The 25,725-nt window shown below is 61.1% G+C and carries 28 protein-coding genes and 1 other RNA gene; 19 read left to right on the top strand and 10 right to left on the bottom strand.

Going from position 1 to position 25,725, the window contains the following annotated elements; all coding sequences use genetic code 11:
- Nucleotides 1-30: 30 nt before the first annotated feature.
- Nucleotides 31-1,293, bottom strand: a complete 1,263-nt coding sequence (purD, locus tag Q0677_RS07240; RefSeq protein WP_298907784.1) for a phosphoribosylamine--glycine ligase — start codon at nucleotides 1,291-1,293, stop codon at nucleotides 31-33.
- 75 nt (nucleotides 1,294-1,368) lie between these two features.
- On the opposite strand from purD, the gene xseA reads away from it, so the two are divergent.
- Nucleotides 1,369-2,952, top strand: a complete 1,584-nt coding sequence (gene xseA / locus Q0677_RS07245) for an exodeoxyribonuclease VII large subunit (RefSeq protein ID WP_298909099.1) — start codon at nucleotides 1,369-1,371, stop codon at nucleotides 2,950-2,952.
- 25 nt (nucleotides 2,953-2,977) lie between these two features.
- Here the strand turns inward: xseA and Q0677_RS07250 are convergent, their stop codons facing one another.
- On the bottom strand, nucleotides 2,978-3,859 hold the full coding sequence (locus tag Q0677_RS07250) for a pseudouridine synthase (protein ID WP_298907787.1): 882 nt from the start codon (nucleotides 3,857-3,859) through the stop codon (nucleotides 2,978-2,980).
- A 71-nt stretch (nucleotides 3,860-3,930) separates the two neighbouring features.
- Here Q0677_RS07250 and Q0677_RS07255 point away from each other — a divergent pair, with 71 nt between their 5' ends.
- Entirely contained in the window at nucleotides 3,931-4,383 is a 453-nt protein-coding gene (locus Q0677_RS07255) for a nucleoside deaminase (RefSeq protein ID WP_298907790.1), read from the top strand.
- Between the two features lie 3 nt (nucleotides 4,384-4,386).
- On the opposite strand, the gene Q0677_RS07260 is transcribed toward Q0677_RS07255, so the two are convergent.
- Entirely contained in the window at nucleotides 4,387-5,085 is a 699-nt protein-coding gene (locus tag Q0677_RS07260; RefSeq protein ID WP_298907793.1) for a metal-dependent hydrolase, read from the bottom strand.
- A gap of 164 nt (nucleotides 5,086-5,249) precedes the next feature.
- Here Q0677_RS07260 and gatC point away from each other — a divergent pair, with 164 nt between their 5' ends.
- From gatC to rpmG, 6 genes are all read left to right on the top strand, one after another.
- A complete protein-coding gene (gatC, locus tag Q0677_RS07265; RefSeq protein WP_133484837.1) occupies nucleotides 5,250-5,537 on the top strand; it encodes an Asp-tRNA(Asn)/Glu-tRNA(Gln) amidotransferase subunit GatC in 288 nt (95 codons plus the stop codon).
- 12 nt (nucleotides 5,538-5,549) lie between these two features.
- On the top strand, nucleotides 5,550-7,031 hold the full coding sequence (gene gatA, locus Q0677_RS07270) for an Asp-tRNA(Asn)/Glu-tRNA(Gln) amidotransferase subunit GatA (RefSeq protein WP_298907799.1): 1,482 nt from the start codon (nucleotides 5,550-5,552) through the stop codon (nucleotides 7,029-7,031).
- Nucleotides 7,032-7,072: 41 nt separating this feature from the next.
- The gene (locus Q0677_RS07275) at nucleotides 7,073-7,768 is read left to right on the top strand and encodes a hypothetical protein (protein ID WP_298907801.1); all 696 of its coding nucleotides are present in this window, start codon (nucleotides 7,073-7,075) and stop codon (nucleotides 7,766-7,768) included.
- Entirely contained in the window at nucleotides 7,768-8,451 is a 684-nt protein-coding gene (locus tag Q0677_RS07280) for an N-acetylmuramoyl-L-alanine amidase (protein ID WP_298907803.1), read from the top strand. Before Q0677_RS07275 ends, Q0677_RS07280 begins: the two co-directional genes overlap by 1 nt.
- 80 nt (nucleotides 8,452-8,531) lie before the next feature.
- An RNA gene (gene rnpB, locus Q0677_RS07285) (RNase P RNA component class A) lies at nucleotides 8,532-8,922 on the top strand.
- A 179-nt stretch (nucleotides 8,923-9,101) separates the two neighbouring features.
- Nucleotides 9,102-9,269 carry a 50S ribosomal protein L33 gene (gene rpmG / locus Q0677_RS07290; RefSeq protein ID WP_008034579.1) on the top strand — a complete coding sequence of 56 codons (168 nt, stop codon included), beginning with the start codon at nucleotides 9,102-9,104 and terminating at the stop codon, nucleotides 9,267-9,269.
- Nucleotides 9,270-9,326: 57 nt separating this feature from the next.
- On the opposite strand, the gene Q0677_RS07295 is transcribed toward rpmG, so the two are convergent.
- The 3 genes from Q0677_RS07295 to Q0677_RS07305 form a co-directional block, all read right to left on the bottom strand.
- Nucleotides 9,327-10,031: an SGNH/GDSL hydrolase family protein gene (locus Q0677_RS07295; RefSeq protein WP_298907806.1), complete on the bottom strand. Its 705-nt coding sequence runs from the start codon at nucleotides 10,029-10,031 to the stop codon at nucleotides 9,327-9,329.
- A 72-nt stretch (nucleotides 10,032-10,103) separates the two neighbouring features.
- Complete coding sequence (locus Q0677_RS07300) at nucleotides 10,104-10,820, bottom strand: Bax inhibitor-1/YccA family protein (protein ID WP_298907808.1); 717 nt, start codon at nucleotides 10,818-10,820, stop codon at nucleotides 10,104-10,106.
- Between the two features lie 109 nt (nucleotides 10,821-10,929).
- Nucleotides 10,930-11,142 carry a DUF1127 domain-containing protein gene (locus Q0677_RS07305; protein ID WP_298907810.1) on the bottom strand — a complete coding sequence of 71 codons (213 nt, stop codon included), beginning with the start codon at nucleotides 11,140-11,142 and terminating at the stop codon, nucleotides 10,930-10,932.
- A gap of 123 nt (nucleotides 11,143-11,265) precedes the next feature.
- Between Q0677_RS07305 and Q0677_RS07310 the strand changes: the two genes are divergently transcribed.
- The gene (locus tag Q0677_RS07310) at nucleotides 11,266-12,117 is read left to right on the top strand and encodes a LysR family transcriptional regulator (RefSeq protein ID WP_133484831.1); all 852 of its coding nucleotides are present in this window, start codon (nucleotides 11,266-11,268) and stop codon (nucleotides 12,115-12,117) included.
- A 3-nt stretch (nucleotides 12,118-12,120) separates the two neighbouring features.
- Here Q0677_RS07310 and Q0677_RS07315 read toward each other — a convergent pair whose 3' ends face one another.
- Nucleotides 12,121-13,092: an NADPH:quinone oxidoreductase family protein gene (locus Q0677_RS07315; protein WP_298907815.1), complete on the bottom strand. Its 972-nt coding sequence runs from the start codon at nucleotides 13,090-13,092 to the stop codon at nucleotides 12,121-12,123.
- A gap of 297 nt (nucleotides 13,093-13,389) precedes the next feature.
- Between Q0677_RS07315 and Q0677_RS07320 the strand changes: the two genes are divergently transcribed.
- Nucleotides 13,390-13,758, top strand: a complete 369-nt coding sequence (locus Q0677_RS07320) for a helix-turn-helix transcriptional regulator (RefSeq protein ID WP_298907817.1) — start codon at nucleotides 13,390-13,392, stop codon at nucleotides 13,756-13,758.
- A gap of 59 nt (nucleotides 13,759-13,817) precedes the next feature.
- A complete protein-coding gene (hisN, locus tag Q0677_RS07325) occupies nucleotides 13,818-14,621 on the top strand; it encodes a histidinol-phosphatase (protein WP_298907820.1) in 804 nt (267 codons plus the stop codon).
- Between the two features lie 3 nt (nucleotides 14,622-14,624).
- Here the strand turns inward: hisN and guaD are convergent, their stop codons facing one another.
- The gene (gene guaD, locus Q0677_RS07330) at nucleotides 14,625-15,908 is read right to left on the bottom strand and encodes a guanine deaminase (protein WP_298907822.1); all 1,284 of its coding nucleotides are present in this window, start codon (nucleotides 15,906-15,908) and stop codon (nucleotides 14,625-14,627) included.
- Nucleotides 15,909-16,035: 127 nt separating this feature from the next.
- On the opposite strand from guaD, the gene mgtE reads away from it, so the two are divergent.
- The 5 genes from mgtE (at nucleotide 16,036) to Q0677_RS07355 (ending at nucleotide 21,438) form a co-directional block, all read left to right on the top strand.
- On the top strand, nucleotides 16,036-17,421 hold the full coding sequence (mgtE, locus tag Q0677_RS07335) for a magnesium transporter (RefSeq protein WP_298907826.1): 1,386 nt from the start codon (nucleotides 16,036-16,038) through the stop codon (nucleotides 17,419-17,421).
- 21 nt (nucleotides 17,422-17,442) lie between these two features.
- A complete protein-coding gene (locus Q0677_RS07340) occupies nucleotides 17,443-18,003 on the top strand; it encodes a 5-formyltetrahydrofolate cyclo-ligase (RefSeq protein ID WP_298907831.1) in 561 nt (186 codons plus the stop codon).
- Between the two features lie 176 nt (nucleotides 18,004-18,179).
- Nucleotides 18,180-19,004, top strand: coding sequence for a TIGR00282 family metallophosphoesterase (locus Q0677_RS07345; RefSeq protein WP_298907836.1), 825 nt, complete (start codon nucleotides 18,180-18,182; stop codon nucleotides 19,002-19,004).
- Nucleotides 19,005-19,098: 94 nt separating this feature from the next.
- The gene (locus tag Q0677_RS07350; RefSeq protein ID WP_298907838.1) at nucleotides 19,099-20,877 is read left to right on the top strand and encodes an SLC13 family permease; all 1,779 of its coding nucleotides are present in this window, start codon (nucleotides 19,099-19,101) and stop codon (nucleotides 20,875-20,877) included.
- On the top strand, nucleotides 20,878-21,438 hold the full coding sequence (locus Q0677_RS07355) for a hypothetical protein (protein WP_298907840.1): 561 nt from the start codon (nucleotides 20,878-20,880) through the stop codon (nucleotides 21,436-21,438).
- On the opposite strand, the gene Q0677_RS07360 is transcribed toward Q0677_RS07355, so the two are convergent.
- On the bottom strand, nucleotides 21,433-23,214 hold the full coding sequence (locus tag Q0677_RS07360) for an SLC13 family permease (protein WP_298907842.1): 1,782 nt from the start codon (nucleotides 23,212-23,214) through the stop codon (nucleotides 21,433-21,435). The genes Q0677_RS07355 and Q0677_RS07360 overlap by 6 nt on opposite strands.
- A gap of 31 nt (nucleotides 23,215-23,245) precedes the next feature.
- Entirely contained in the window at nucleotides 23,246-23,839 is a 594-nt protein-coding gene (locus Q0677_RS07365; protein WP_298907844.1) for a LysE family translocator, read from the bottom strand.
- A 73-nt stretch (nucleotides 23,840-23,912) separates the two neighbouring features.
- Between Q0677_RS07365 and Q0677_RS07370 the strand changes: the two genes are divergently transcribed.
- From Q0677_RS07370 to Q0677_RS07380, 3 genes are all read left to right on the top strand, one after another.
- Nucleotides 23,913-24,365, top strand: a complete 453-nt coding sequence (locus Q0677_RS07370) for an Lrp/AsnC family transcriptional regulator (RefSeq protein WP_298907846.1) — start codon at nucleotides 23,913-23,915, stop codon at nucleotides 24,363-24,365.
- Between the two features lie 73 nt (nucleotides 24,366-24,438).
- Entirely contained in the window at nucleotides 24,439-24,861 is a 423-nt protein-coding gene (locus tag Q0677_RS07375; protein WP_298907848.1) for a rhodanese-like domain-containing protein, read from the top strand.
- Nucleotides 24,862-24,930: 69 nt separating this feature from the next.
- Nucleotides 24,931-25,671, top strand: a complete 741-nt coding sequence (locus Q0677_RS07380) for a YebC/PmpR family DNA-binding transcriptional regulator (protein WP_298907850.1) — start codon at nucleotides 24,931-24,933, stop codon at nucleotides 25,669-25,671.
- Nucleotides 25,672-25,725: the final 54 nt, after the last annotated feature.

The raw sequence follows: 25,725 nt of genomic DNA on the forward strand, positions 1-25,725 counted from the left end.
CTCGCGTAGCGAGCCACCAAAAGCCGAAGACTAGAGCGCGCGCCAGCCGATATCCGAACGGTTGAAGCCCTCGGGCCAGTCAATGCCCTCGATCATCGCATAGGCGCGGTCCCGTGCCTCTTGCAGGCTGTCGCCACGTGCGGTGACATTCAGAACGCGCCCACCCGAAGCCGTGATCTTGCCGTCCACTTCGGTCGTGCCTGCGTGAAACACCATGTTCTTCGAATCTTCCGGCAGCGCATCCAAGCCGTTGATCACCGAGCCCTTCTGATACGATCCGGGATAGCCATTCGCCGCCATCACCACAGTGATCGCGTGATCGTCCGCCCAGTTCACCTGCGCTTCGTGCAGACGTTCCTCGGCACAGGCCAGCATCAGGTCCAGCGCCTGCGCGCCAAGACGCATCATCAGCACCTGACATTCCGGATCGCCAAAACGCACATTGTATTCCACCAACCGTGCCTGACCGTCCTTGATCATGAAGCCCGCATAGAGAACCCCCTGATAGGGCGTGCCACGCTTGGCCATCTCGTCCACGGTGGGCTGCACAATCTCGCGCATCGCGCGGGCGGCGATTTCATCCGTCAGAACCGGGGCGGGGGAATAGGCGCCCATGCCGCCGGTGTTTAGGCCGGTGTCGCCGTCGCCTACACGCTTGTGGTCCTGTGCGGTGCCGATGGACAGGGCGGTCTTGCCGTCGCAGAGGATGAAATAGGAGGCTTCCTCGCCTTCCATGAATTCTTCAATCACGACCTCGGCCCCGGCGCCCCCAAAGGCGCCGCCGAACATGTCGTCAATCGCGTCCAACGCGGTCTCAACGTCCATCGCAACGATCACGCCCTTACCGGCGGCCAGACCGTCTGCTTTCACAACGATGGGCGCGCCTTGCTCGCGGATATAGGCCTTGGCGGCCTCGGCATCGGTGAAGTGGCCGTAGGCGGCGGTCGGCGCATTCGCCGCGTCGCAAATTTCCTTGGTGAAGCTTTTCGAGGCTTCCAGCTTCGCAGCCTCGGCCGAGGGGCCAAACACCTTGATGCCCGCCTCGCGCAACCGATCCGCCACGCCAGCTGCCAGCGGCGCTTCAGGGCCGACAATTACGAAGTCGATGGTGTTGTCTTGGGCGAACGTCGCCACCGCGCCGCCATCCTCGATGTCCAGCTTCGCGCATTCCGCGATCTGTGCCATACCGGCGTTGCCCGGCGCAACAATCAGCCGGTCGCATTTCGGGTTCTGCATCACTGCCCATGCCAGCGCATGTTCACGCCCGCCGCTGCCCAGAATAAGGATGTTCATGGATGCTCTCCCGCTTGGCCTTCCGTTACGGGCGTTCTAAGGTCGCAACACGCAATGCACAAGAACCGAGGCACCATGTCCGACCTGATTGACGACCCAACCCCCGGCCAAAACACCCCTGAATTCACCGTTTCGGAAATTTCCGGCGCGGTTAAGAAAACCATCGAGGGCGCTTTTGGCCGCGTGCGCGTGCGCGGAGAGGTCGGGCGCGTGATGCTGGCACGCTCGGGTCACCTGTATTTCGACGTGAAAGATGACCGGTCGGTGATCGCGGCGGTCAGTTGGAAAGGGCAGGTCAGCCGTCTGTCGATCATGCCGGAAGAGGGGATGGAGGTCATCGTCTCGGGCAAGATCACCACCTTTGGCAGCCAGTCGAAATACCAGATCAACGTGGATGACGTCGTGGTCGCGGGCGAAGGCGCGCTGATGGCGATGTTGGAAAAGCGCAAGAAACAGCTGGCGGCCGAGGGGCTTTTCGCGCCCGAGCGGAAGAAAAGGATCCCCTTCCTGCCCGAGGTGATCGGGGTTGTGACCTCGCCCTCCGGCGCGGTGATCCGCGATATTCTGCACCGTCTGCGTGACCGTTTCCCGCGCAAAGTGCTGATTTGGCCCGTCGCCGTGCAGGGGGACGCCTGTGCCCCGCAAGTGGCTGCGGCCATCGAGGGCTTCAATCGTCTGACGCCGGGCGGCGCACTGCCGCGCCCTGATCTGCTGATCGTCGCCCGGGGTGGCGGTTCGATCGAGGATCTGTGGGGCTTTAACGAAGAGGTGGTTGCACGGGCTGCGGCCGCATCCGAGATACCGCTGATTTCGGCAGTCGGGCACGAGACAGACACGACACTGATCGATTTTGTCTCGGACCTGCGCGCGCCGACCCCGACCGCCGCCGCCGAGCACGCCGTGCCGGTGCGCTTGGAGCTGCTGGCGTGGACCGAAGAACAAGGTACCCGCCTGACCCGCGCGCTAGAGCAAGGCGTCACCCAACGCACCCAACGTCTGCGCGACCTGTCGCGCGCGCTCCCGCGCGCCGATGCGCTGTTGGATGGACCCCGCCAGCGGCTGGATACGGCATCCCTGAAACTGCCCGTTGCCCTGACCCAAATGACGCAAGCGCGGCGCGTGAAACTGAGCGAAGCCTCGGCGGGCCTGCGCCCGCGCGCCCTGACCGCGCGGCTGGTTCCACTACGTGACAAGCTAAATAGCGTTGTCGGACGTCTTGGTCCGGGACTATCCCGTGGTACGGTAGATCGCCGTCGGGAGTTTGACCGCTTGGCGGCGCGTCTGGATACCGGGCGGATCACGCTAGCTAATCAGCAGCGTGCGCAAGCCCTGCAAGACACTTCAACCCGGCTGGACAATGCCTATCTATCTGCAGTCTCGCGTCAGAGGGATCGGCTGGCCGCGTTGGAGCGGATGCGCCAGACCTTGGGCTATACCGAGACACTGAAGCGCGGCTATGCGGTGGTGCGTGGCGACGGCGATGTTGTGACGACACAGGATGCTGCAAGCAAGGCCAAGGCATTGGAAATCGAGTTCGCAGACGGGCGTTTGACGTTGGATGGATCCGCGTCGGGGCCCGTCACAACGGCGCCGACACCCAAAACTGCCCGCAAAGCAAAGCCCAAGAAATCAGACCCCGAACAAGGGTCACTGTTCTAAGAAAACTCAGGCGCTTTTTCTTGTCTCAAGTATCCCGGGGTGAGCGGCCTCGGCCGCGAGGGGCAGCGCCCCTTTTGCCCGGTTTCCCTCCACGCTTCGCAGGCGGCTTGGACATCGCGCCGCGATTGCTCTTGGCCGGACCCTCGCGTTTGCGCGCGGGTGTTTTCGCAGGGGCGTCCATGCCCAACTGTTCACGCACCACGCGCTGGCGGATTTCTTCGACCTCGCCCGCTTTCAACTCGCCCAATTGGAACGGGCCATAGCTGACGCGCAGCAGGCGGTTCACGGATAGACCAATTGCCTCCATCGCACGGCGAATCTCGCGGTTTTTGCCTTCGCGCAGGCTGATGGTCAGCCACGCATTCGCGCCCTGCTGTCGATCCAGCGAGATCGACATGGGCTGGAACCGCTCACCATCGACGGTGATTCCCTTGCGCACTGGTGACAGCATGTCATCCGTCGGCTTGCCCTTCACGCGCACGCGATACTTGCGGGTCCACCCGGTCGAGGGAAGCTCAAGCTTACGCTTCACGCCGCCGTCATTGGTCAGCAGCAGCAACCCTTCCGAGTTCAAATCCAAGCGCCCCACGCTCATCACGCGTGGCATATCCTCGGGCAGCTTGTCGAACACCGTCTCGCGGCCCTTTTCGTCCTTGGCCGTGGTCACCAGCCCGGTGGGCTTGTGATACAGCCAGATGCGCGGCGGCTCGGGCTCGGCCACGGGTTTGTCATCCACAAGGATCTTGTCCTTGGGTGTCACGTTCAGGGCAGGGCTGTCGATCACGGTGCCGTTGACGCTGACGCGCCCGGCTTCGATCATGCGTTCGGCCTCGCGGCGGCTGGCAATGCCTGCGCGCGACAGCACTTTGGCGATCCGGTCGCCAGCGGGGGTGGGTTTATCCGTCATACCCCCGCATAGCCTGCGCCGCGCGAAAGGGGAAGCCTTGGCAATCGCTTGCAGGGCAGGCATGAAGGGGCATGACCCGTTTCAAAAGCCATATGGACGCCGCCATGGCCGAGGCCCGCGCCGCCGCAGATCGCGGTGAGGTGCCTGTTGGTGCCGTGTTGGTTGCACCGGACGGTAGGGTGGTGGCGCAGGCCGGAAATCGCACCCGCGAGCTGAATGACCCCACAGCGCATGCCGAGGTCCTTGTGATCCGCGAGGGCTGCGCCCAAGCCGGGTCCGAACGGTTGCCGGGCTATGACCTCTATGTGACGCTAGAACCCTGCCCGATGTGCGCAACGGCCCTATCGGCGGCGCGGATCCGACGTGTTTACTATGGCGCAGCGGATCCCAAATCGGGCGGCGTGGCCCATGGCCCGCGCATCTTTACACATCCGCAATGTCACCATGTGCCTGAGGTCTATGATGGCATTGGTGCGGACGAGGCTGAGGCGATCCTGAAAGCGTTTTTTGCCGCACGCCGGTAAGCCTTAGACCGAGATCGGTGACAGCACCTCGGGCTCGATCACGTTCACCTCTGGCAAGGCATCGATCAGTTCCTGCGCGGATTGGGCCAAGATCGGGAAAGTCTTGTAGTGACAGGGGATCACGGTCTTGAAGTCAAAATACCGCTTCGCCGCGTAGGCGGCCCGCGCCATGTCCATCGTATAATGCCCACCGGCGCACAGAATGCCGATGTCAGGTTTGTGCAGATCGCCCATCCACTCCATATCCGCCATGATGTCTGTGTCGCCGGACAGATAGATCACGTGCCCCTCGCCCGCGATCATGAAGCCGACCTCGGCCCCGGCGCAAAGCGGACGATCCCCGCCCAGATAGTCGAAGCTGGCGGAATGCGAGGCGTTCACCATGGTGATTTTCGCCCCATTCAGATCGACCGTGCCGCCTTTGCCGAAGCCCAGCGTTTCCACACCATCTTCTCCGCCCCAGAACGAGGCAAGCTCGTGAATGGCGGCAATCGGAATGCCCAACTCTTTCGCGATCGCAAGGGTCGAGGATGCGTGATCTCCGTGCCCGTGGGTGATCAGGATATGGGTCGCCCCGTCCAAGGCGTCTGCGCGCCGGTCCTCGGGAAACATCGGGTTTCCGTCCAGCCACGGGTCGATCAGTAGCACGGCCTCTTCGATCGCGATTCGAAAGCCGGCATGGCCAAGCCAGGTGATTTGCATGGGAAGCCTCCTATTTGGTCATTCAGGACCAGAGTAGCAGTGAATTCGCCCAAGTCACCCGTGGGACAGCGTCGCAGGATGCGCAGATGCCTTGCGGGTCGCTCTCGCGCGCGATAAATGACGAGGCAACGCGCCAACGCGCACACACATCCGGAGACACCTTCATGTCGATTGATATCGAAACCGCGCGCAAGGTTGCGCATCTGGCCCGCATCAAGGTCGAAGACGACCGCCTGCCGGAGCTGGCCGAGAACTTCAATGCGATCCTTGGGTTCATCGAACAGCTGAACGAAGTGGATGTGGACGGTGTCGAGCCGATGACCTCGGTCACGCCAATGCGTCTGAAACGCCGTGAAGATGTGGTGACGGATGGTGGCATGCCGGAAAAAATCCTGTCCAACGCACCGGATGCGCGCGAAGGCTTCTTCGCCGTTCCGAAAGTTGTCGAATAAGGGGGCAGGGATATGACCGAGCTGAACAAACTGACGATTGCCGATGCCCGTGACGCGCTGCGCAAGGGCGACGTAACCTCGACCGAGATCACCGAGGCTTGCCTGACCGAAATCGAAGGCGCTGGTGCGCTGGGCGCTTTTGTGCACAACACGCCCGATCTGGCCCGCGAGCAGGCGAAAGCTGCTGACGCACGCATTCAGGCGGGCGATGCGCCTGACATGTGCGGCATCCCGCTGGGCATCAAAGATCTGTTCTGCACCAAGGGTGTGCCCTCGCAGGCAGCATCGAAAATCCTCGACGGTTTCAAACCAGAATACGAATCGACCGTCAGCCAGAATCTGCTGGATGCAGGCACCGTGATGCTGGGCAAGCTGAACATGGACGAGTTCGCCATGGGCTCGTCGAACGAGACTTCGGTCTACGGCAACGCTGTGAACCCGTGGAAAGTGGACGACCGCGACCTGACGCCGGGTGGCTCGTCGGGTGGCTCGGCCTCGGCTGTGGCGGCTGACCTGTGTCTGGCCGCAACCGGCACCGACACCGGCGGCTCGATCCGCCAACCCGCTGCCTTCACCGGCATCACCGGCATCAAGCCCACCTACGGGCGCTGCTCGCGCTGGGGTATTGTGGCGTTCGCATCGTCGCTGGATCAGGCCGGCCCGATGACCAAATCGGTACGTGACGCAGCGATCATGCTGGAAGCCATGTGCGGCCATGACATGAAGGATTCTACCTCCGCCGACATTCCTGTGCCGAATTTCGAAGCCATGCTGACCGGCGACATTAAAGGCAAGAAGATCGGGATCCCGAAAGAATACCACATGGAAGGTATTCCGGCCGAGATCGAGAAGCTCTGGGCCGATGGCGCCGACATGTTGCGCGACGCAGGGGCCGAGATCGTGGATATCTCGCTGCCGCACACCAAATACGCGCTGCCTGCATATTACGTGATTGCACCTGCGGAAGCCTCGTCGAACCTTGCGCGCTATGATGGCGTGAAATACGGCCACCGCGCCAAGTTGGAAGCAGGCGACGGCATTGACGAGATGTACGCCAAAACCCGCGCCGAAGGCTTCGGGGCCGAAGTTCAGCGCCGCGTGATGGTTGGCACCTATGTGCTGTCGGCTGGTTTCTACGACGCCTACTATAACCGCGCTCGTCGCGTGCGCGCGCTGATCAAGAAAGACTTCGATGATGTCTTTGCTGGCGGTGTCGACGCTATCCTGACCCCGGCCACCCCGTCGGCCGCTTTTGGACTGGGCGAAATGAAGGACGCCGATCCCGTGAAGATGTACCTGAACGACGTCTTCACCGTGACCGTGAACCTTGCCGGTCTTCCGGGCATTTCGATCCCTGCCGGTCTGGACGCGCAGGGCCTGCCACTGGGTCTGCAGCTGATTGGCCGCCCGTGGGAAGAAGGCGATCTGCTGAATATCGCCCACGAGGTTGAAGCCCGCGCAGGTTTTGTAGCTAAGCCTTCGAAATGGTGGTAAAACGCGCCCAATTGGTGTGACAGTACTGTAAGGAGCCCGCGATGCGCATCACCCTCGGACTAGCCTTTCTTGGCCTGATGGCCGGATGTGTTGCGCCACTGCCTGAAAGCCGGGCTCCTGAAAGCCTGTCTGGCCAGCCCTTGTCGGCGCTGGGCGAAGACAGTTCGGTCGATGCAGCCCCGACTGCCGCGTCCGAGGCTGCGACCATTTCTGACGAACAGGACTTTGCCGCAGTCTCCTCACGCGAAAGCATCGAAAGCGATGCGGCGCGTCTGGAAGGCTATCGCGCGAATTACCAGCAGGTGCAGCCCGAGGCCGTGCCTGATCGCCCCTCGGGCAATACGACGTCGATTGTGCAGTATGCCCTGTCCACCACCAACTCGGTCGGGCAGCCTTTGTATCAGCGGTCGTCCCTGTCGGGTGAGGCCCGCGCGCGTCGCAACTGCTCGCGCTACACCTCGGCTGATTTCGCCCAGATTGCGTTTTTGGAAAGTGGCGGCCCAAAACGGGACCAATATGGCATTGACCCGGATGGCGACGGTTTTGCCTGTGCCTGGGATCCAGCCCCGTTCCGCGCCGCACGCGGTGTGGAAGTGCCTACCGCGACGACCGAGGGTGTAAGCTCGGCTGAACTTGAATCGATTGGCATCACTACCGAACCAACCGCACCGGCCACGCCAGCCCCCACGCAACCGGTTCCTCTGCCCGGTGAAACGCTGAATATCTCGACCGAGTAATGCAGCCGATATCGCACCCCTCCCCAAATTTCGGCCCGCGCCGGGATGGGTTGGTGCCGTCGCTGATCGTCCTGCACTACACAGCCATGCCGGATCCCGAGGAAGCGCTAGAGCGTCTGTGTAGCCCCGAATACGAGGTCTCGGCCCACTATCTGATCCACCGCGACGGACGGCTGTTTCAGTTGGTCAACGAAGACATGCGCGCGTGGCATGCGGGTGCGGGAACTTGGGGTGGGATGGATGACATTAACTCCCGCTCGATAGGTGTCGAGATGGACAATGACGGGGCATCACCCTTTTCCGAGCCACAGATGGCAACACTCGAAGCCCTGCTGCCTGAGATTATGCAGCGTTGGAACATCAAGCCCGAAGGGGTGATCGGCCATAGCGATATGGCCCCCGGACGCAAAACTGACCCCGGTCCTCGCTTCGATTGGGCGCGATTGGCACGGCAGGGGGTCGCGGTGCGCTCGGGCACGTCTGATCCGATTGAAGGCCTTGAAATCGAAACCTTCCGCGCCTGTGCAGTCAAGCTGGGCTATTCAACCGACATCGATGACACCACCTTGTTGTCCGCCGTGCGCCTGCGTCACCGCCCATGGGGTGAAGGTCCTCTGGCAAAGGAAGACCTTGCGGCTCTACCTGCCCCTAATCATTTTCTTGTCGAAAATACCTCGGGGTGAGCCTCGAAGAGGCGAGGGGCAGCGCCCCTTTCGCCCTCGCGCCTTGACGCCACCGCCCAGCCTATCTAAGTCCAGTTTGCGCGGATGGCTGGATGACCGCGGGTGACTGTTGGGGCGTGCCCCTTCGTGACGCGAGGAAAGTCCGGACTCCACAAGGCAACGGTGCCGGGTAACGCCCGGCCGGGGAAACCCGAGGGAAAGCGCCACAGAGAACAGACAGCCTGCGCATGCGCGGGTTATGGTGAAACGGTGGGGTAAGAGCCCACCGCGCTTCTGGCAACAGCGGCGGCACGGCAAGCCCCACCGGGAGCAATGCCTAATAGGGATCGCGCGGGGGTAACCCCAGGGGTGTCTTGCCCCGAGCAGATCCGGGTTGGCAGCTTGAACCTGTTGGCAACAGCAGGTCTAGAAGAATGGTCATCCATGGTGGCAACACCGGGACAGAATCCGGCTTACAGGCCATCCGCGCGTATGATTCCCCAAGGTCTTGAAGATTTTAGGCCTCCGGCGGGGATATTTATGACAAGAAAAAGCGGTGGGGCGGCGGAATCCTTGGCTTTGCGGTTGACTCGGGTCGGAATGGCGCTAAAAGGCGGGTTCCAGAGATTTACCCCGGGCGGCATGCGCCCGCCCGATGAGGAGCTGACGATATGGCGAAGCCGACCACGATCAAAATCCGCCTGAACTCGACCGCGGATACCGGCCACTTCTATGTGACCAAGAAAAACGCACGCACCATGACCGAGAAAATGGTTGTCAAAAAGTACGACCCGGTTGTGCGCAAGCACGTTGAATACAAAGAAGGCAAGATCAAGTAAGATCGCCATTCTTTGGGTAAAGAGCCGTCCCTTTGGGGCGGCTTTTTTCGTTTGTGTTTAGCGGTGGAGGATCTGTGACGCCACTTTGCGCCCCAACAGGTAATAGGCGTTGGGGCCGGGGTGGAAGCCGTCCTCGGCCATCATCTCGGGCGTCAGGGGCACGTCGAAGGGCATATAGTCCACGCCCATAGTCGCGGCCTGTTCGGCCAGTGCGCGGTCGAAGCGGCGGGCTTGAAGGCCCAGAAACCAGCGCAGGGGATTGGGCAGCAGCGGGAAGCGGTCGATCGGTGGGATGCCGGTGGCGATGACGCGCTTTGCCCCCCATTTCTCGAATAAGAGCGTATAGAGCTCGGCCCGACAGGCCAGCAGGCGATAGAGCGGCATCTGGCTGGTCACGTCGTTCACCCCCAGCACCACCAGCACAATGTCCGTCTGCTCGGGCACCTGAGATTTTAGCAGGGGCAGGGTGGTGCGGGTGGTCGATCCAGTTCGGGCCAGAAGCCGCCAGTTGACGTGATAGGACGCACCAAGCGCGGTGACGAGCTGCCCAGACAGGGCTTTGGTCTGGTGCGGCGCACCTACGCCCGAGGCAGAGCTGTCGCCCACGATCATCAGCGAGAGATTGGGGCCGGTGCCTTGTGCGCCGAACCGATGGCCGGGGGGCTCGGGCAGCAGTCTGGCGGTCTTGCGCACCTTCAGCGCCTGCGCCGTAAGTAACGGGCTGAGGATGAGCTTGGCGATGTTTTCGAACAACCGATTCATAGGTTTACTCTAGCGCAACAAAAAAGGGCCGGTCACGACGACCGGCCCTGATCACACGTCAACGTGTCATGATCACTCGCGGTTGCCCAGGAACTGCAGCAGGAACATGAACAGGTTGATGAAGTCCAGATACAGGCTTAGTGCGCCCATGATCGCGGATTTCGCCAGCCATTCGCTGTCCATTGCGTGGGCATGTGCGATGTAGTCGGTCTTGATTTTCTGGGTGTCATAGGCGGTCAGGCCAGCAAAGATCAGAACACCGATCACCGAGATGGCGAAGTGGATCATCGACGAGCCGATGAAGATGTTCACGATCGATGCGACGATAATGCCGATCAGACCCATGATCAGGAAGGCACCCATCGGTCCAAGGTCGCGTTTGGTCGTGTAGCCATAAAGGCTGAGACCCGCGAAGGCGATGGCGGTAATCAGGAAAGTCTGCGCGATGGATACGCCGGTGAAGATCACGAAGATATAGGCCAGCGACACACCCATCACAGCCGAGAAGGTATAGAAGAACAGCTGTGCGCCAGCGGCGGACAGACGGTTGATGGCGGCGCCAAAGGCAAAGACCATGATCAGCGGGGCAAACATCACGATATAACGGGTGAAGCCGGTGAACAGCGTTTCCATCATCGCGGCGTTGTTACCGACGGCCCAAGCGGCGGCGAAGGTCAGAAGCAGACCCACCGACATGGTGCCGTATACTTTGTTCATGTGGGCGCGCAGCCCTTCGTCGATCGCGGCGCGCGTGCCGGCACCAGCGCGAATCGTGTCAAACTCAGCCATTGAGACCTCCAAGCAAACTTATTGATGCGGGTTCCCAAAAGAAAACCGCCCTTGACCGGTATATTGGCAAGGGCGGCGCATTTTTCAAGAGCTTAACAGCGTGAACTGGTCACTGTTGCCAGTGCGAGGGCACGTCCCAGATCGGGCGGCTGGCTTCGCGCTGTGCTTCATCAGCGGTCAGGCCCAGATCGTTCAGGCGATGGGCGTCCAGTTGCGACAGGGCCACACGCTCGCGGCGGGTTTGGATTACGGTCGCAACCCAGGCCAGCAGCGAGAAGCTGCGTTTCGCGGCGGGGGCATTGGTGCAGGTTACAGCGGTCATCTCGTCTCTCCTTCGTGTTTGCGATGAATGATGTGTGTTGCATCAAATTTCTTGATTGTTATGCTTGAGGTCGCGAAATAAGTAAAATGAATGATTTTGTAGTGAATCATCACGGGAGGTGATATGCCGCGTAATCTCGACCTGACTGCATTGCGCAGTTTTGCAACCGTTGCTGATGCAGGTGGGGTGACCCGTGCTGCGGGGCTTCTGCATCTGACGCAATCGGCTGTTTCGATGCAGCTCAAGCGTTTGGAAGAAAGCCTAGGGCGCCCTTTGCTGGATCGTTCGGGGCGAGGCGTATCGTTAACTGCAGATGGCGAGCAGTTATTGGGCTATGCGCGCCGCATTCTGCGTTTGAATGACGAGGTCTATTCGCGCCTGACCGATCAGGCGTTCGAGGGCGAGGTGGTGTTGGGCGTGCCTGCTGACGTGGTCTATCCGGCGATTCCCAAGGTGCTGCGCCAGTTCCATGCGGCGTATCCGCGGATGCGGGTTCAGTTGATCTCGTCCTATACCAGCCGGTTGAAAGCGATGTTCGCGCGCGGCGAGTGCGACGCCATCCTGACCACGGAAGAAGAAATGGACGCGGGAGGCGAGACCTTGACCGCACTGCCTCTGGTCTGGGTCGGTGCGCCGGGCGGGCAGGCGTGGCGGCAACGCCCCCTGCGCTTGGCGTTCGAGCATAACTGCATCTTCCGCAAAGAGGTGCAGCAAGCGTTGGATGAGGCTGGCATCGCGTGGGAAATGGCCGTCGAAAGCGATTCGACCCGCACCATCGAGGCGTCGTTATCAGCAGACCTCGCCGTCCATGCGGTGATCGAAGGCACGGTGCGCAGCGATCTGGACGTGGTGGATCACGGCGGCGCGCTGCCGGACCTCGCCGTGACGCAAGTGAATATGTACGCCGCCAAAAGCAGCAATCAGGCGATGGATGACCTTCTGGACATGATCCGACGCGCGTTTGGCGAGCTGTAAGGCCTAGTCGTTCGGCCCCATCGTGACCACGACCTTGCCGGTGGACTTGCGGCTGCGCAGAAGCTCCAGCGCGTCCTCGGCTTGGTCCAGCGGCAGGGTGTGGCTGACATGCGGTTGGATCTTGCCGTCCGCATACCAGTCCAGAAGCTGGCGCAGGCTGTCGGTCAGCACCTCGGGTTTGAACTTCAGATAGCCACCCCAATAAAGGCCAATGGCCGTGATGTTCTTCACCAGCATGTGGTTCGGCTTCAGGTTCGGCATGTCGCCCGAGGCAAAGCCGATATACAGGAACCGCCCGTCCGGGTTGGTGGCGCGAAAGGCGGCCTCGCCCTGTTCGCCGCCCACGGCATCATAGACCACATCTGCCCCACCAAGCGCTTTCACGACCTCGCGGATGTCCTCAGAAGTGCTGTCAATCACATGGTCTGCGCCCGCAGTTTTGCAGATCTCAAGCTTATCTGCCCCGCGCGCACAGGCGATGACGCGTGCGCCCATCACCTTGCCAATCTCGACAGCCGTAAGGCCCACGCCGCCAGCAGCACCAAGTACCAGCAGGGTCTCGCCGGGTTGAAGCTGGGCTTTGTAGTCCAGCGCGACGTGGCTGGTGCCATAGGCGATCTGGAAGGCAGCGGCGTCTTCAAAGCTCATGTTGTCGGGCAGGGGAAGGCAGCGATCAGCGGGAAATACGCCCTCGTCGGCCAGCCCGTCTTTGCCGGAGAACACCACAACCCGTGTGCCAACGGCGGGGCCATCCGTGTCGGGCCCAAGCTCGGTCACAATGCCCGCAGGCTCCATTCCAAGCGAAAACGGGACCGTTGGCGTGTCCTGATAGCTGCCTTTGGTCATCAGAAGGTCGGCAAAATTCAAGCCACAGGCGCGGATGTCCACGCGGGCTTGACCCTGTTCGATGGGCAAGGGCTGTTGGTCGGTCAATGCTGGGCGTTTGCCAAGTTCGGTCACGCGGAATGTTTTCATGGGGCCTCCTACGTGTGATGTAGCGCGGTGATCTGGAAAAATCGAGAGGGTCGCGCCCCAACTTCTGCCAAAGCCGATTTACGGGTTAAATTGCAATGCTTTGTTGAATGTGTTAGACATCCTATGCGCGTAGGTTTCGCGGGATTTCACCCGCAGGGGTAGTGAGGTGCTTCTTGTCCTCGCCGTCCCGTCAGATCTCATGTGCTCGATAGTGTCTTTAGTCATTCGCCCGTGCGGCGACTGATGCGTAGGAAGTAGGTAGGGCTGCATTGCAGCTTGTTAACGAGGAGTTGTTGGATGAAGCATCCTGTGGATATCCATGTAGGCAAACGAGTACGCCATCGGCGTTGGATGGTGGGTATGACCCAACATCAACTGGCCGAGAAAGTCGGGATTAAGTTCCAGCAAATTCAGAAATACGAGACCGGCATGAACCGCGTATCTGCGTCTCGGCTTTGGGATATGGCAGCAGCGTTGAACGTCCCTGTCAGCTTTTTCTTCGAAGGTTTGGAAAGCCACGCGCAAGATATGAATGGAAGCGCAGCGCCAAGTGATATCCTTGCGGATAAGGAAGCGTTGGAACTGGTGCGCAGCTATTACGCCATTCCGGAAAACCAACGTCGACGCTTGTTCGAATTGGCGCGTGTCCTGTCGGACGTCGCCTGACGCTTGACCTAACTTGGGCATCGCTGCTACCGCGCTTATGAAAGCAAGAGGGATCGGCGATGCAGACGTTGGACGCAAACACTCAAACTGACCTTATTCGTGTCGCGAACGCATTGGCGGACGCGGCGCGCGAGGCTGTGCTTCCTTACTTTCGATCCACGGACCTGACTGCGGACAACAAGCTGTCCGAAGGGTTTGATCCCGTGACCGAAGGGGATCGCGCGGCCGAGAAAGCCATGCGCGCCCTTTTGGCAGAGCTGCGCCCCGAGGACGGAATTTTTGGCGAAGAGTTTGGCGCGAAAGACGGAACCAGCGGCCTGACATGGGTGTTGGACCCGATCGACGGCACACGCGGTTTTCTGTCCGGCACGCCCACATGGGGTGTGCTGATCGCAGTAGGTCCCGAGTCCGGCCCGGCTTTGGGTGTTATTGATCAGCCTTACATTAAAGAGCGCTTTCTGGGTGGCTTCGGCGAGGCCTGGGTTGAAGGCCCAATGGGGAAGCGCGATCTGAAAACACGCACGACCGGTGACCTATCAGATGCGATCCTGTTCACGACCTTCCCGGAAGTCGGCACCACCGAAGAAGCCGAGGCATTTCATGCCGTGGCGCGCCAAGCCAAGCTGACACGGTATGGCATGGATTGCTACGCCTATGGTCTGGTTGCTGCGGGGCAGGTCGACATGGTGATTGAGGCGGGTCTGCAATCCTACGACGTCCAAGCCCCAATCGCGGTGATCGAGGCCGCGGGCGGGATCGTGACCGACTGGCAAGGCAAACCGGTCCATCAGGGTGGCCGTGTTGTGGCCGCCGCGAACGCAGACCTCCACGCACAAGCTCTGGAAATTCTGTCGAAGGTCTGAGCCCTATTTGATCTTCCGGCCCCCGGCCCAACCCGCCGAAATCGCCCGATCATCCCCCATCATGATGGTGGGGAAGATCGCTTCCCAGATGGTCTCGGCCCGCGCGGCGCGCTGGGCGATGGCGGGCGTTGATGCCAGATCAACTGCAATGATGTCGGCCTCGTACCCCGGGGCCAGACGCCCGATTTTGTCGTCCAGATGGATCGACGCGGCGGAGCCTGCGGTCGCCAGCCACCACAACTGTGCTGGGTGCAGCGCGGTGCCAGAGAGTTGCCCAACCTCATAGGCCGCCGCCATCGTCCGTAGCATCGAGAAACTGGACCCGCCGCCCGTGTCCGATGCCAGCCCGATCCGGTGGCCCTGCGCCATCAAGCCCTGCATGTCAAAGAGCCCCGACCCGATGAACATGTTGGACGTCGGGCAGTGGATCAAACTCGCCTCAAGCTCGGTGATCCGGTCCCGCTCGCGTTCCGTCAGGTGGATCGCGTGGCCCAATAGGGCACCTTTGCCCACCAAGCCGAACTTCTCGTACACATCCAGATAGTCGCGGGCATCGGGGAAGAGGTCCGCGACCCATGCGATTTCCTCGTGCTGTTCACTGATATGGGTCTGCATCAGAAGCTCGGGATGCTCGGACCAGAGTGCCCCCAAGGCTTGCAGCTGCTCGGGGGTCGAGGTCGGGGCGAAGCGCGGCGTAATCACGTAGGACAGCCGGTCCTGCCCGTGCCAGCGGTTCAGCAAGGCTTTGCTGTCGTCATAAGCGGATTGCGCCGTGTCGCGCAGCGTGTCGGGTGCGTTGCGATCCATACAGGTCTTGCCTCCTAACGCCCGCAATCCACGCGTCTGCGCCGCCGTGAAATAGGCGTCCACGCTTTCCGGGTGAATGGTGCAATAGCTGACGGTCGTGGTAGTGCCCGCTGCGGTCACAAGGTCGAAATAGGTCTCGGCGATTTGGGTGGCGTGGCCCGCGTCGCCAAACCGGCTTTCCTCGGGAAAGGTATAGCTGTTCAGCCAGTCGATCAGCCGTTTGCCCCACGACGCAATGATGGCAGTCTGCGGGTAGTGCACATGGGTGTCGACGAAGCCGGGCGACAGTAGCGCATCGCCCATGTCGGTCACGCCCGCCTCGGGATGCTGGGCGCGCAGGGCGTCTGCCTCGCCCACCTCGGCAATCACACCGTCTTGCATCAGAACCGCGCCACGCCGGATATGGGTGGCCGCGTCCTCGGGACGCCCCTCGAACGGGTTGGTGTTGAATTGCAGAACCTGTCCCAGAAGCAGTTCCATGAGGACCTCCTTGATCGCCGTCGTTCACGGTAGGCTGCGAAATTCACCTGTTCAATGTCTTTCTGCCGGTTCACTTGCCCGCCTGTCTGCCCTATGGTCGGGCCAAACAGCGGACGGAGGGCGCGCGATGCTGGATGATCAATATATCGACGACACGCCCGAAGAAGGTGACTACGAGCTAGACCGCGAAACCTTTGGCCCCGTGCGCGATGCGCTGGAAGCCGAGGATGCGCTTGCGCTTCAGGCCCTTCTGGAACCACTGCACGCCGCTGACATCGCCGACCTTGTAGAACAGCTACCTGACGATGATCGCGACACGTTCGTGCGCCTGTACGGGACCGAGTTCGACGGCGAGGTCCTGTCCGAACTGGACGAAGGCCTGCGCGAAGACGTGGTCGGAGCGATGGAGCCCGCCGTTCTGGCCGAAGCCGTGCGTGATCTGGAAACTGACGATGTTGTCGACCTGATCGAAGACCTCGACGATCCGCAGACCGAGGCCGTTCTGGACGCGCTGGACGACGATGACCGGGTCGTGGTCGAGCAGTCGCTGTCGTATCCCGAGGAGTCCGCTGGTCGCTTGATGCAGCGCGAGCTGGTCGTGGCGCCGGATCATTGGAACGTGGGGCAGACGATTGATTTCCTGCGGTCTCAGGATGATCTGCCCGAGCAGTTCTATCACGTCATTCTGGTTGATCCGCGGATGCGCCCGACCGGCTATGTCACCTTGGGCCGTCTGATGGGCAGTGCGCGCGAGGTGCTTATGACCTCGCTGACTGAAGACAGCTTCCGCACCATTCCAGTGATGCAGGACGAGGGCGAGGTTGCCTATGCCTTCAACCAGTACCACCTGATTTCGGCCCCTGTCGTGGACGCGGATGACCGTCTGGTTGGTGTAATTACCATCGACGACGCGATGGTCATTCTTGATGAAGAACACGAAGAAGACATCCTGCGTCTGGCCGGTGTGGGCGAGGAAAGCTCGCTGTCTGACAAGATCGTGGAAACCACCAAGCGCCGCTTCCCGTGGCTTGCCGTGAACCTTGTGACGTCGATCCTGGCGTCGCTGGTCATCGCGCAGTTCGATGCTGTGATTGCTCAGTTCGTGGCGCTGGCGGTGCTGATGCCCATCGTCGCCTCGATGGGCGGCAACGCAGGTACGCAATCGCTGACCGTTGCCGTGCGTGCGATTGCCACCAAAGACCTGACATCCGCCAACTTGTGGCGCGTGATCTGGCGTGAGGCGGCTGTGGGGCTGGTCAACGGGGTCATCTTTGCGGTGGTCATGGGGATCGTAGGCGTCATCTGGTTTGGCACGCCGCTTCTGGGTGTCGTGATCGGTGTGGCGATGGTCGTGAACCTTGTGATCGCAGGGCTGGCAGGCGTTATCATTCCGGTGGTGCTGGACCGAATGGACATTGACCCGGCACTGGCCTCGGGCGCGTTCGTGACTACGGTAACGGATGTCGTGGGCTTCTTCGCCTTCCTTGGTCTTGCCGCTGTAATGCTGATCTGACGACCCTGACTGGATTTCGACATGACCGACCTGACCGCCGTGAAAGCGGCTGCCCGTAAAGCTGCCTTTGCTCGTCGCAAGGAAGCGCATTCCGAAGCACGCTCGGCGCTGGGCGTGGCGCATCTGATTTCGGTTTTGAGTGACCACAAGGGCAAGGCGATGGCGGGCTATATGCCGATCCGGACCGAGATCAATCCGCTGCCCGCAATGGCGGCGATGGCCGCATGGTCGACCATTGGCGTGCCGTATATCACGGGCGCTGGGCAGCCTCTGAAGTTTGCGAACTGGCGTCCGGACAGCGACATGGTGGACGGCCCCTTTGGGGCTCAAGTCCCGGCTGAACTTGAGTTCATCACGCCCGAGGTGGTGGTGGTTCCGCTGGTGGCCTTCGACCGCAACGGTGGACGTCTGGGCTATGGCGGCGGTTTCTATGATCGCACGCTGGAAGGGCTGCGGGCCGAGCGCCCGACGCTGGCCATCGGCTATGCCTATAGCGCGCAAGAGGCCGAGGGGTTGCCGCTGGAACCCACGGATCAGCCGCTTGATGCGATTGTGACGGACGAGGGCGTCACCTGGTTTTAGGGCTCACTTCGTGAGCCTGTAGGGGCTTTGCCCCCGTGCGAAAGCCAGGGCTTTCACACTCCCCCAGGATATTGGTGACAAGAAAATGCGGGTTTGGTGAGTGCTGCGGGAAAGCCGTGCGTGGATTGGTGCGGGTCCTCTTGCCCTTGGGGCGAAAGCCGCCTAGGGCTAGTCTCATGAAAATACTCTTTCTTGGCGACATCATGGGGCGTGCTGGACGGCGCGCGGTAACTGAGCGGCTGAAGACGCTGCGGAATGACTGGAAGCTCGACTTCGTTGTGGCGAATGGCGAAAACGCCACCAGTGGGCATGGGCTGAATGCGGGCCACGCAAAATTGCTGCTGGATGCGGGCGTGGATGTGATCACCCTTGGCGATCACGCGTTTGACCAGCGAGATATGCTGACCTTTTGCGAACAGGAAAAGCGCATCATCCGCCCGTTGAACTATGCCAAGGAATGCCCCGGTGTGGGCGCGCGGATTTTTGCGGATGCGCGTGGGCGCAAGATCTTGGTCACGCAGGTGCTGGGTCAGGTCTTCATGAAACGCGCCTATGACGATCCGTTTTCGGCCGTTGATCTGGTTCTTAAGCGGCACACGCTTGGCGGTGCCGTGCAGGCGTCTTTGGTCGACATCCATTGCGAAGCCACGTCCGAGAAGATGGCCATCGGCCATTGGTGTGACGGGCGCGCCAGTGTTGTTGTGGGGACGCATACCCACGTCCCGACCGGTGACGCACAAATCCTGACCAAAGGTACGGCGTTCATGGCGGATGCGGGGATGTGTGGCGACTATAACAGCGTGATCGGCATGCAGAAGGAAGAGCCCATGCGCCGCTTCGTGACGGGCATGGCCAAGGGGCGTTTTACTCCGGCCGAGGGCGAAGCCACGCTGTCGGGCCTGTATGTCGAGACCGATGACCGTACCGGCAAGGCCACGAAGGTTCAGATGGTGCGAAACGGGGGGCGGCTGACGCAATCCTCGCCCTTGGACGCTGTCTGACGCGCGGCCTAATTCTACCCGACCGCAAAACCGTGCTTGCCCATGACCCATGTGCAGGGCAAAACTGGTCCAAGCGTTTAAACGGGGACAATGCATGGGTTTATTCGAGTTCAGCGCCACCACGCAGGCGGTGATTGCCCTGATGACAGTGGGCGGAATGTTCATTCTGTTCCTGCGCGAAAGCTTCCCGACTGAAGTCGTCGCCATCGGCGGTGTCTCGTTCATGCTTTTTATGGGCATTCTGGATTACAACAGCGCGCTCGAGGTGCTGTCGAACCCCGCCCCATGGACCATCGCGGCGATGTTCATCGTGATGGGCGCTCTGGTGCGCACCGGCGCGTTGCAATGGTTTACCCAGATTGCCGAAAAGAAGGCCGAACACAGCCCTGCGATGGCTTTGGCCGCGCTGATGGGCTTTGTCGTGATCTCGTCCGCGGTGGTGTCGAACACGCCGGTGGTGGTCGTGATGATCCCGGTCTTTATCCAGTTGGCCAAGAAGATTGGGCAATCAGCCTCGAAACTGCTCATCCCGCTGAGCTATGGCGCCATTCTGGGCGGCACGCTGACGCTGATCGGCACCTCGACCAACTTGCTGGTCGATGGTGTGGCGCGCGATGGCGGGCTGGAGCCGTTTACGATTTTCGAAGTCACCCCCTTGGGCATTGTTCTTGTGGCCTGGGGCATGATTTACCTGCGCTTCATCGCGCCAAGGATCCTGCCGGATCGTGACAGCATGGCCACGCTGTTGACGGACAGATCCCGCAAGAAATTCTTTTCCGAGGCTGTGATTCCGCCGGAGTCCAACCTGATCGGACGCGAGGTGAACGGGGTGCAACTGTTCAAGCGCCAAGGTGTGCGGCTGGTGGACGTTGTGCGCGGCGATACCTCGTTGCGGCGCAATCTTGACGGAGTAACGCTTCAGGTCGGTGACCGCGTGGTGCTGCGGACGGCGATGACCGAGCTGTTGAGTCTTCAGCGCGACAAAAGCCTGAAGCGTGTGGATCAGGTTTCGGCGGTGGAAACGACCACGGTTGAAGTGCTGATTTCGCCCGACTGTAAAATGGTGGGAAAGCAGCTGGGCAAGATGCGCCTGCGTCGCCGCTATGGTGTCTATCCGCTGGCGGTGCACCGCAAGAACCAGAATATCGGACGTCAGCTGGACGATCTGGTGGTGCGTGTGGGGGATACGCTGCTGTTGGAAGGTGCGCCTGAAGACATTCAGCGTCTGGCGCAAGATATGGATCTTGTCGACGTCTCTGCCCCGTCTGATCGCGAGTATCGTCGGGGCCATGCGCCCGTCGCCGTGGCCGCGCTGATCGGGCTTGTGGCTTTGGCGGGCTTCGGCGTTGCGCCGATTTTCCTCTTGGCCGTCTTGGCGGTGGCCGTCGTTCTTCTGACCCGCTGCATTGACGCGGACGAGGCGTTCGGGGCCGTGGATGGCCGCCTGTTGGTGCTGATCTTCTCGATGCTAGGGATCGGCGCGGCGCTTGAGAATTCGGGCGCAGTGGCGCTGATTGCGGAAGGCATCGCGCCGCTTCTGGGTAAGCTGCCGCCTTTCCTGATCGTCTGGGCGATTTACCTGCTGACCTCGGTTCTGACCGAGCTTGTGTCGAACAACGCCGTGGCCGTGGTGGTGACCCCGATCGCCATCGGGCTAGCGACTGCGCTGGGTTTAGATCCGCGCCCGCTGGTGGTGGCGGTGATGGTGGCAGCTTCGGCCAGTTTTGCGACACCGATTGGCTATCAGACCAACACGCTGGTCTATGGTCCGGGGGGCTACAAGTTCTCGGATTTCCTGAAGGTGGGGATCCCGCTGAACCTGTCGGTGGGCATTCTGGCCTCGGCGCTGATCCCTTTCATCTGGCCGCTGTAAGTGGCGGCTGCCTTTCCAGAACGCGCGACCCTGCTGTTGCTAGGGCGTTGGGCGTTGAATTTCGATGTTGATGGGCCGGCGCAAGATTGGGCCGATCAGGTTTTGTCATGGGCGGCAGAGATTGAAGCGGGTGACTCGCATCAACAGGTCGCCGCACGCGCCATCGAAAGCGGCGCGCTTTACACGCTCGCAGACCTGCCCAGCCCGGCCCATTGGGGCGAGATCTCGGACCTGATCCGGGATGCCGCGCGGAATTTGCGTCTGACCTCTCCCGACGATCCTGACGAAGCCACGCGGTGGCTGGCGCGGGTGCATCTGGGGGATGTTCTTGCTGCCGAAGGCGATGACTTCGACGCGCTAAAGAAGGTCTCGCGCCTGTGGTTTGACCACCAGACGCCGGATCTGCACCAGTTCTACCTGTTCAAACACGCGATCCGGGATGTGATGCGGGACGGGCAGCAGCCGCATATTCCTGGCCTATCCCGCGACAGTTGGCGCGATGATCTGGTCGCGGCGATCCACAAGTGGATGGACGAGGTGCCTGCGCCCAAGCTGCTATAGCGGCCAAAACACCAAAATCGCGGGGATCGACACCGCCACGACAAGGATTTCTAGCGGCAGGCCCATGCGCCAGTAATCTCCGAACTTATAGCCGCCGGGTCCAAGGATCAGCGTGTTGTTCTTGTGCCCGATGGGGGTCAGGAACGCGCAGGAGGCAGCAATCGCCACGGCCATCAGGAACGGGTCGGGATTCTTGTCCAACGCATGAGCCATCTGGATGCCCACAGGGGCGGCGACAATGGTGGTGGCGGTGTTGTTTAGCACGTCTGACAGCGTCATGGTCACAACCATCAAGACGGTCAGAACCGCCCACGCGGGCAGGCCTTCTGTGATCCCGACCAGCGCGCCCGCGATCAGCTCGGTCCCGCCCGAGCTTTCCAACGCCGCCCCCAAGGGGATCATCGACCCGAGGAGCACCACCACGGGCCATTCGATATGTGTATAGAGCTCGGACAGGGGGATGATCTTGGACAGGACATAGCCTACGACGACCAGCCCAAGCGCGACTGGCAGATAGATCAGACCAAAGCTGGCGGCGGCCACGGCGGCGGCAAACATGCCAATCGCCAGCCAAACCTTTTCGTCCCGCGTGACTGTCAATCCGCGCTCCGCCAGCGGCAGGCAGCCCAGCCATTCGGTCACAATCGCTTCCCGCCCCTGTGGCACCAGAAGCAACAGGATGTCGCCGGCGTGGATCTCGGTCTTGCGCATCTGCTTGGTGATCTTCTTGCCTGCGCGCGAAATTCCCATCAGGACCGAGCTTTGGCGCCAGTTCAAGCCAATCGATTGCGCGGTTCGGCCGGCGATCCGGGCGTTCTCGGGCACGACGACCTCGATCTTCGACAGGCCCTCGCCCTCGGCTTTCAGCTTTTCTTCGCGGTGATCCTCGGCAAAGGCCAGCCCAAGGGCTGCGCGGAATTCATCCAGCGCCTCGGGGGTGGCTTCCAGAACCAGTGCGTCATGTGCTTTAAGCTGCGTGCCGCGCTGGGTGCCGTAGCGGCGGGTGCCGTCGCGCACAAGCCCTAGGATCGCGACATCGTTCTTCTCGGCGTCTTCCAATAGCTCTTTCAAGCGCTTGCCGATGTGTTTGGAGCCTTCGGGTACCGTCAGTTCGGCCACGTATTGGCTGAATTCGTCCATCGGGTTGGACCCGTTTTCAGCCGCGTCCGGTTGAGGGATCAGGCGCCAGCCAATCAGCGCGACGAAGATCAGACCCGCGATGGCCGTCACGCCACCTACGGGGGCGAAGTCGAACATTTTGAACGGCTCGCCCAAGGCGTCCTCGCGAATCGAGGCGATGATGATGTTGGGGGGCGTGCCGATCAGCGTGACCATGCCGCCAAGGATGGTGGCGAAGGACAGGGGCATCAGGCTGAGGCCGACGGGGCGGGCGGCTTTTCGGGCGGTCTGGATGTCGACGGGCATCAGAAGCGCCAGCGCGGCCACGTTGTTCATAAAGGCTGACAGAACGCCCCCAATCGCGCCCATCAAAGCGATATGCGCGCCCAAGGATCGCGAGGCGTCGACCAGCGTGCGGGTGATCAGGAACACCGCGCCGGACCGCACCAGTCCGGCGGACACGACAAGCACCAGCGCCACGACCAATGTGGCGGGGTGGCCGAAGCCCGAGAATGCCTCTTTCGTGGGGACGACGCCAAGAACGACCCCCAGCATGAGGGCGGAAAACGCTACGATATCATAGCGAAAGCGGCCCCAAAGCAGCAGGCCGAACACGGCGCCAAATAGCGAAAAGAGAATGATCTGATCTGTCGTCATGCCCAAGAAGTAGCGCGTGGGCGCGTGCACGTCACCCGTAGATTACGGGGAAAAGTGTCGCGACAAGCAGCAGGGCCATGGTGATGTTGAAGGCGCGCAGGCGGGCGGGGTTGGTCAGGATCACGCGGATTTTCTGACCCAGAACGGTCCAGGTGGACACAGACGGCAAGTTCACCGCGCCAAAGATCACAGCCACCAGCAATACGGCCCCCATGTCGCGCGTTGGGGCATAGGCGCTGATCGCGGTCAGGGCCATTGCCCATGCCTTCGGGTTCACCCATTGGAAGGCCGAGGCTTGTAAGAAGGTCATCGGCGTGCCGCCCGCTTTGCCCGTGCCGGGCTCGGATGCGCGGGCGATTTTCCATGCGAGCCACAGCAGGTAGACCACGCTGCCGGCTTTCAGCACCGTGTAGCTGACCGGGTAGAGGTCAAAAAGCTGCATTAGCCCCGCGCCCACCAGCACCACCATCAGCGTGAACCCCAGCGCCACGCCCAGCATATGCGGGATCGTGCGCGCGAAGCCGAAGTTCGCGCCCGAGGCCATCAGCATCAGGTTGTTCGGCCCCGGCGTGATGGACGAGACGAAAGCAAAGGCGACAAGCGCAAAGAGGAGGTCGTAAGTCATGTAGGTGATTATTGTGCACAAGTAGCGCTGAGAGATTGCAAAGTTGTGTGATTTTCCGATAAAACCGCAATTAATGGCTAAAATTGATCAGATTAACCAACGAATATTGCGTGAGTTGTCGAAAGACGGCCGCCTGCCGAATACGGAACTTGCCGATCGCGTGGGCCTGTCGCCCTCGGCCTGTTTGCGGCGTGTGCAGGAGCTTGAGCGTAGTGGTGTGATCACTGGCTATCGGGCGGTGCTTGATCCGGTCGCGATGGGCGTGGGCTTTGTGGCCTATGTTACGGTTGGGCTGAACGACCACACCAAGGAAGCGCAGGAAGGGTTCGAACGGGCCGTCGCGCTCTATGACGAGGTGCGCGAGTGTCACAACATCACGGGCACCGTCGAATACTTGCTGCGGGTCGAGGCCGAAGACCTGATCGCCTACAAGCGCTTCCACACTGACAAGCTGGGCACACTGCCACAGGTGCATCAGCTGGTGACCCATGTGGTGATGGGCTCGCCCAAGGATGAACGGGCGTAGTCTGGTGTACGGCTAGCGCTGTTCGGGGCGATGGGGTATACATTCCAAAACGCGAATGCCTGTTGGAGCGACCATGACCCGCCTCTTTGCCCTTACCTTGACTGCCGTGCTTGCCCTGTCGACTTTGCCCGCACGTGCCAATGACGCCGCCATCGAGGGCATGCAGGAATACATGATGTTCACGGAATACGAGGCCGGGATCATCCTGCCCGAACAGATCGACGAGGACGTGTTCAACGCGGTCCTATTCATCGATGTCCGCGACGCAGAGCAATTTGCCGAGGCCCACATCCCCAGCGCGATCAACATCGAGTGGCGCGAGGTGTTGGACCGGATCGAGGAGATTCCAACCGACCGCAAGGTGATCGTCTATTGCAACACCGGCACCATTTCATCTCAGGCGATGTTCGCCTTACGTGTGGCGGGGCGCGAAAACGTGTCTGTATTGCAGACCGGACACCGGGGCTGGCAGGAAAACGCGGCCTACAAGCCCTAGGCCCCCCTTGCCCCTTGTCCGCCCCATAGGCTATTGAACCTCGAACGAAGAATTTAGTCGGAGGTCGCCATGGCTGGCCACTCAAAATGGGCAAACATCCAGCACCGTAAAGGTCGCCAGGACAAGCTGCGCTCGAAGCTGTTTTCGAAACTCGCCAAAGAGATCACTGTGGCCGCCAAGATGGGCGACCCGGATCCCGAGAAAAACCCGCGTCTGCGTCTGGCTGTGAAAGAGGCCAAGTCGAACTCGGTCCCGAAGGACGTGATCGAACGCGCCATCAAGAAGTCGCAAGGTGGGGACGCCGAAAACTATGACGAGATCCGCTATGAGGGCTATGGCCCCAACGGTGTCGCCGTCATCGTCGAGACCATGACCGACAACAAGAACCGCACTGCCTCGACCGTGCGCTCGACCTTTACCAAGAACGGCGGGAACCTGGGCGAAACCGGGTCGGTGGGCTTCATGTTCGACCGCAAGGGCGAAGTGATCTACGGCGCCGATGCAGGCGACGCGGACACCGTGATGGAGGCCGCCATCGAAGCCGGTGCCGAGGATTGCGAAAGCGACGAGAACGGCCACCGTATCGTCTGCGCCGACACCGATCTGAACGAAGTGTCGACCGCATTGGAAGCCGCACTGGGCGAGTCGGAATCGACCAAGCTGATCTGGCAGCCGAACATCACGACTGAGCTGGACCTTGAGAACATGCAAAAGCTGATGAAGCTGGTGGATGCGCTTGAGGATGATGACGACGTGCAGCGCGTCACCACCAATTTCGAAGCCTCGGACGAGGTGATGGCGCAGCTGTAAGCTTTACTTCAGAAAGAATTCAGACCCCGGCGCGGTTTCTCTGCGTCGGGGTCT

The organism is uncultured Aliiroseovarius sp. (assembly GCF_947492455.1).
GTDB lineage: Bacteria > Pseudomonadota > Alphaproteobacteria > Rhodobacterales > Rhodobacteraceae > Aliiroseovarius.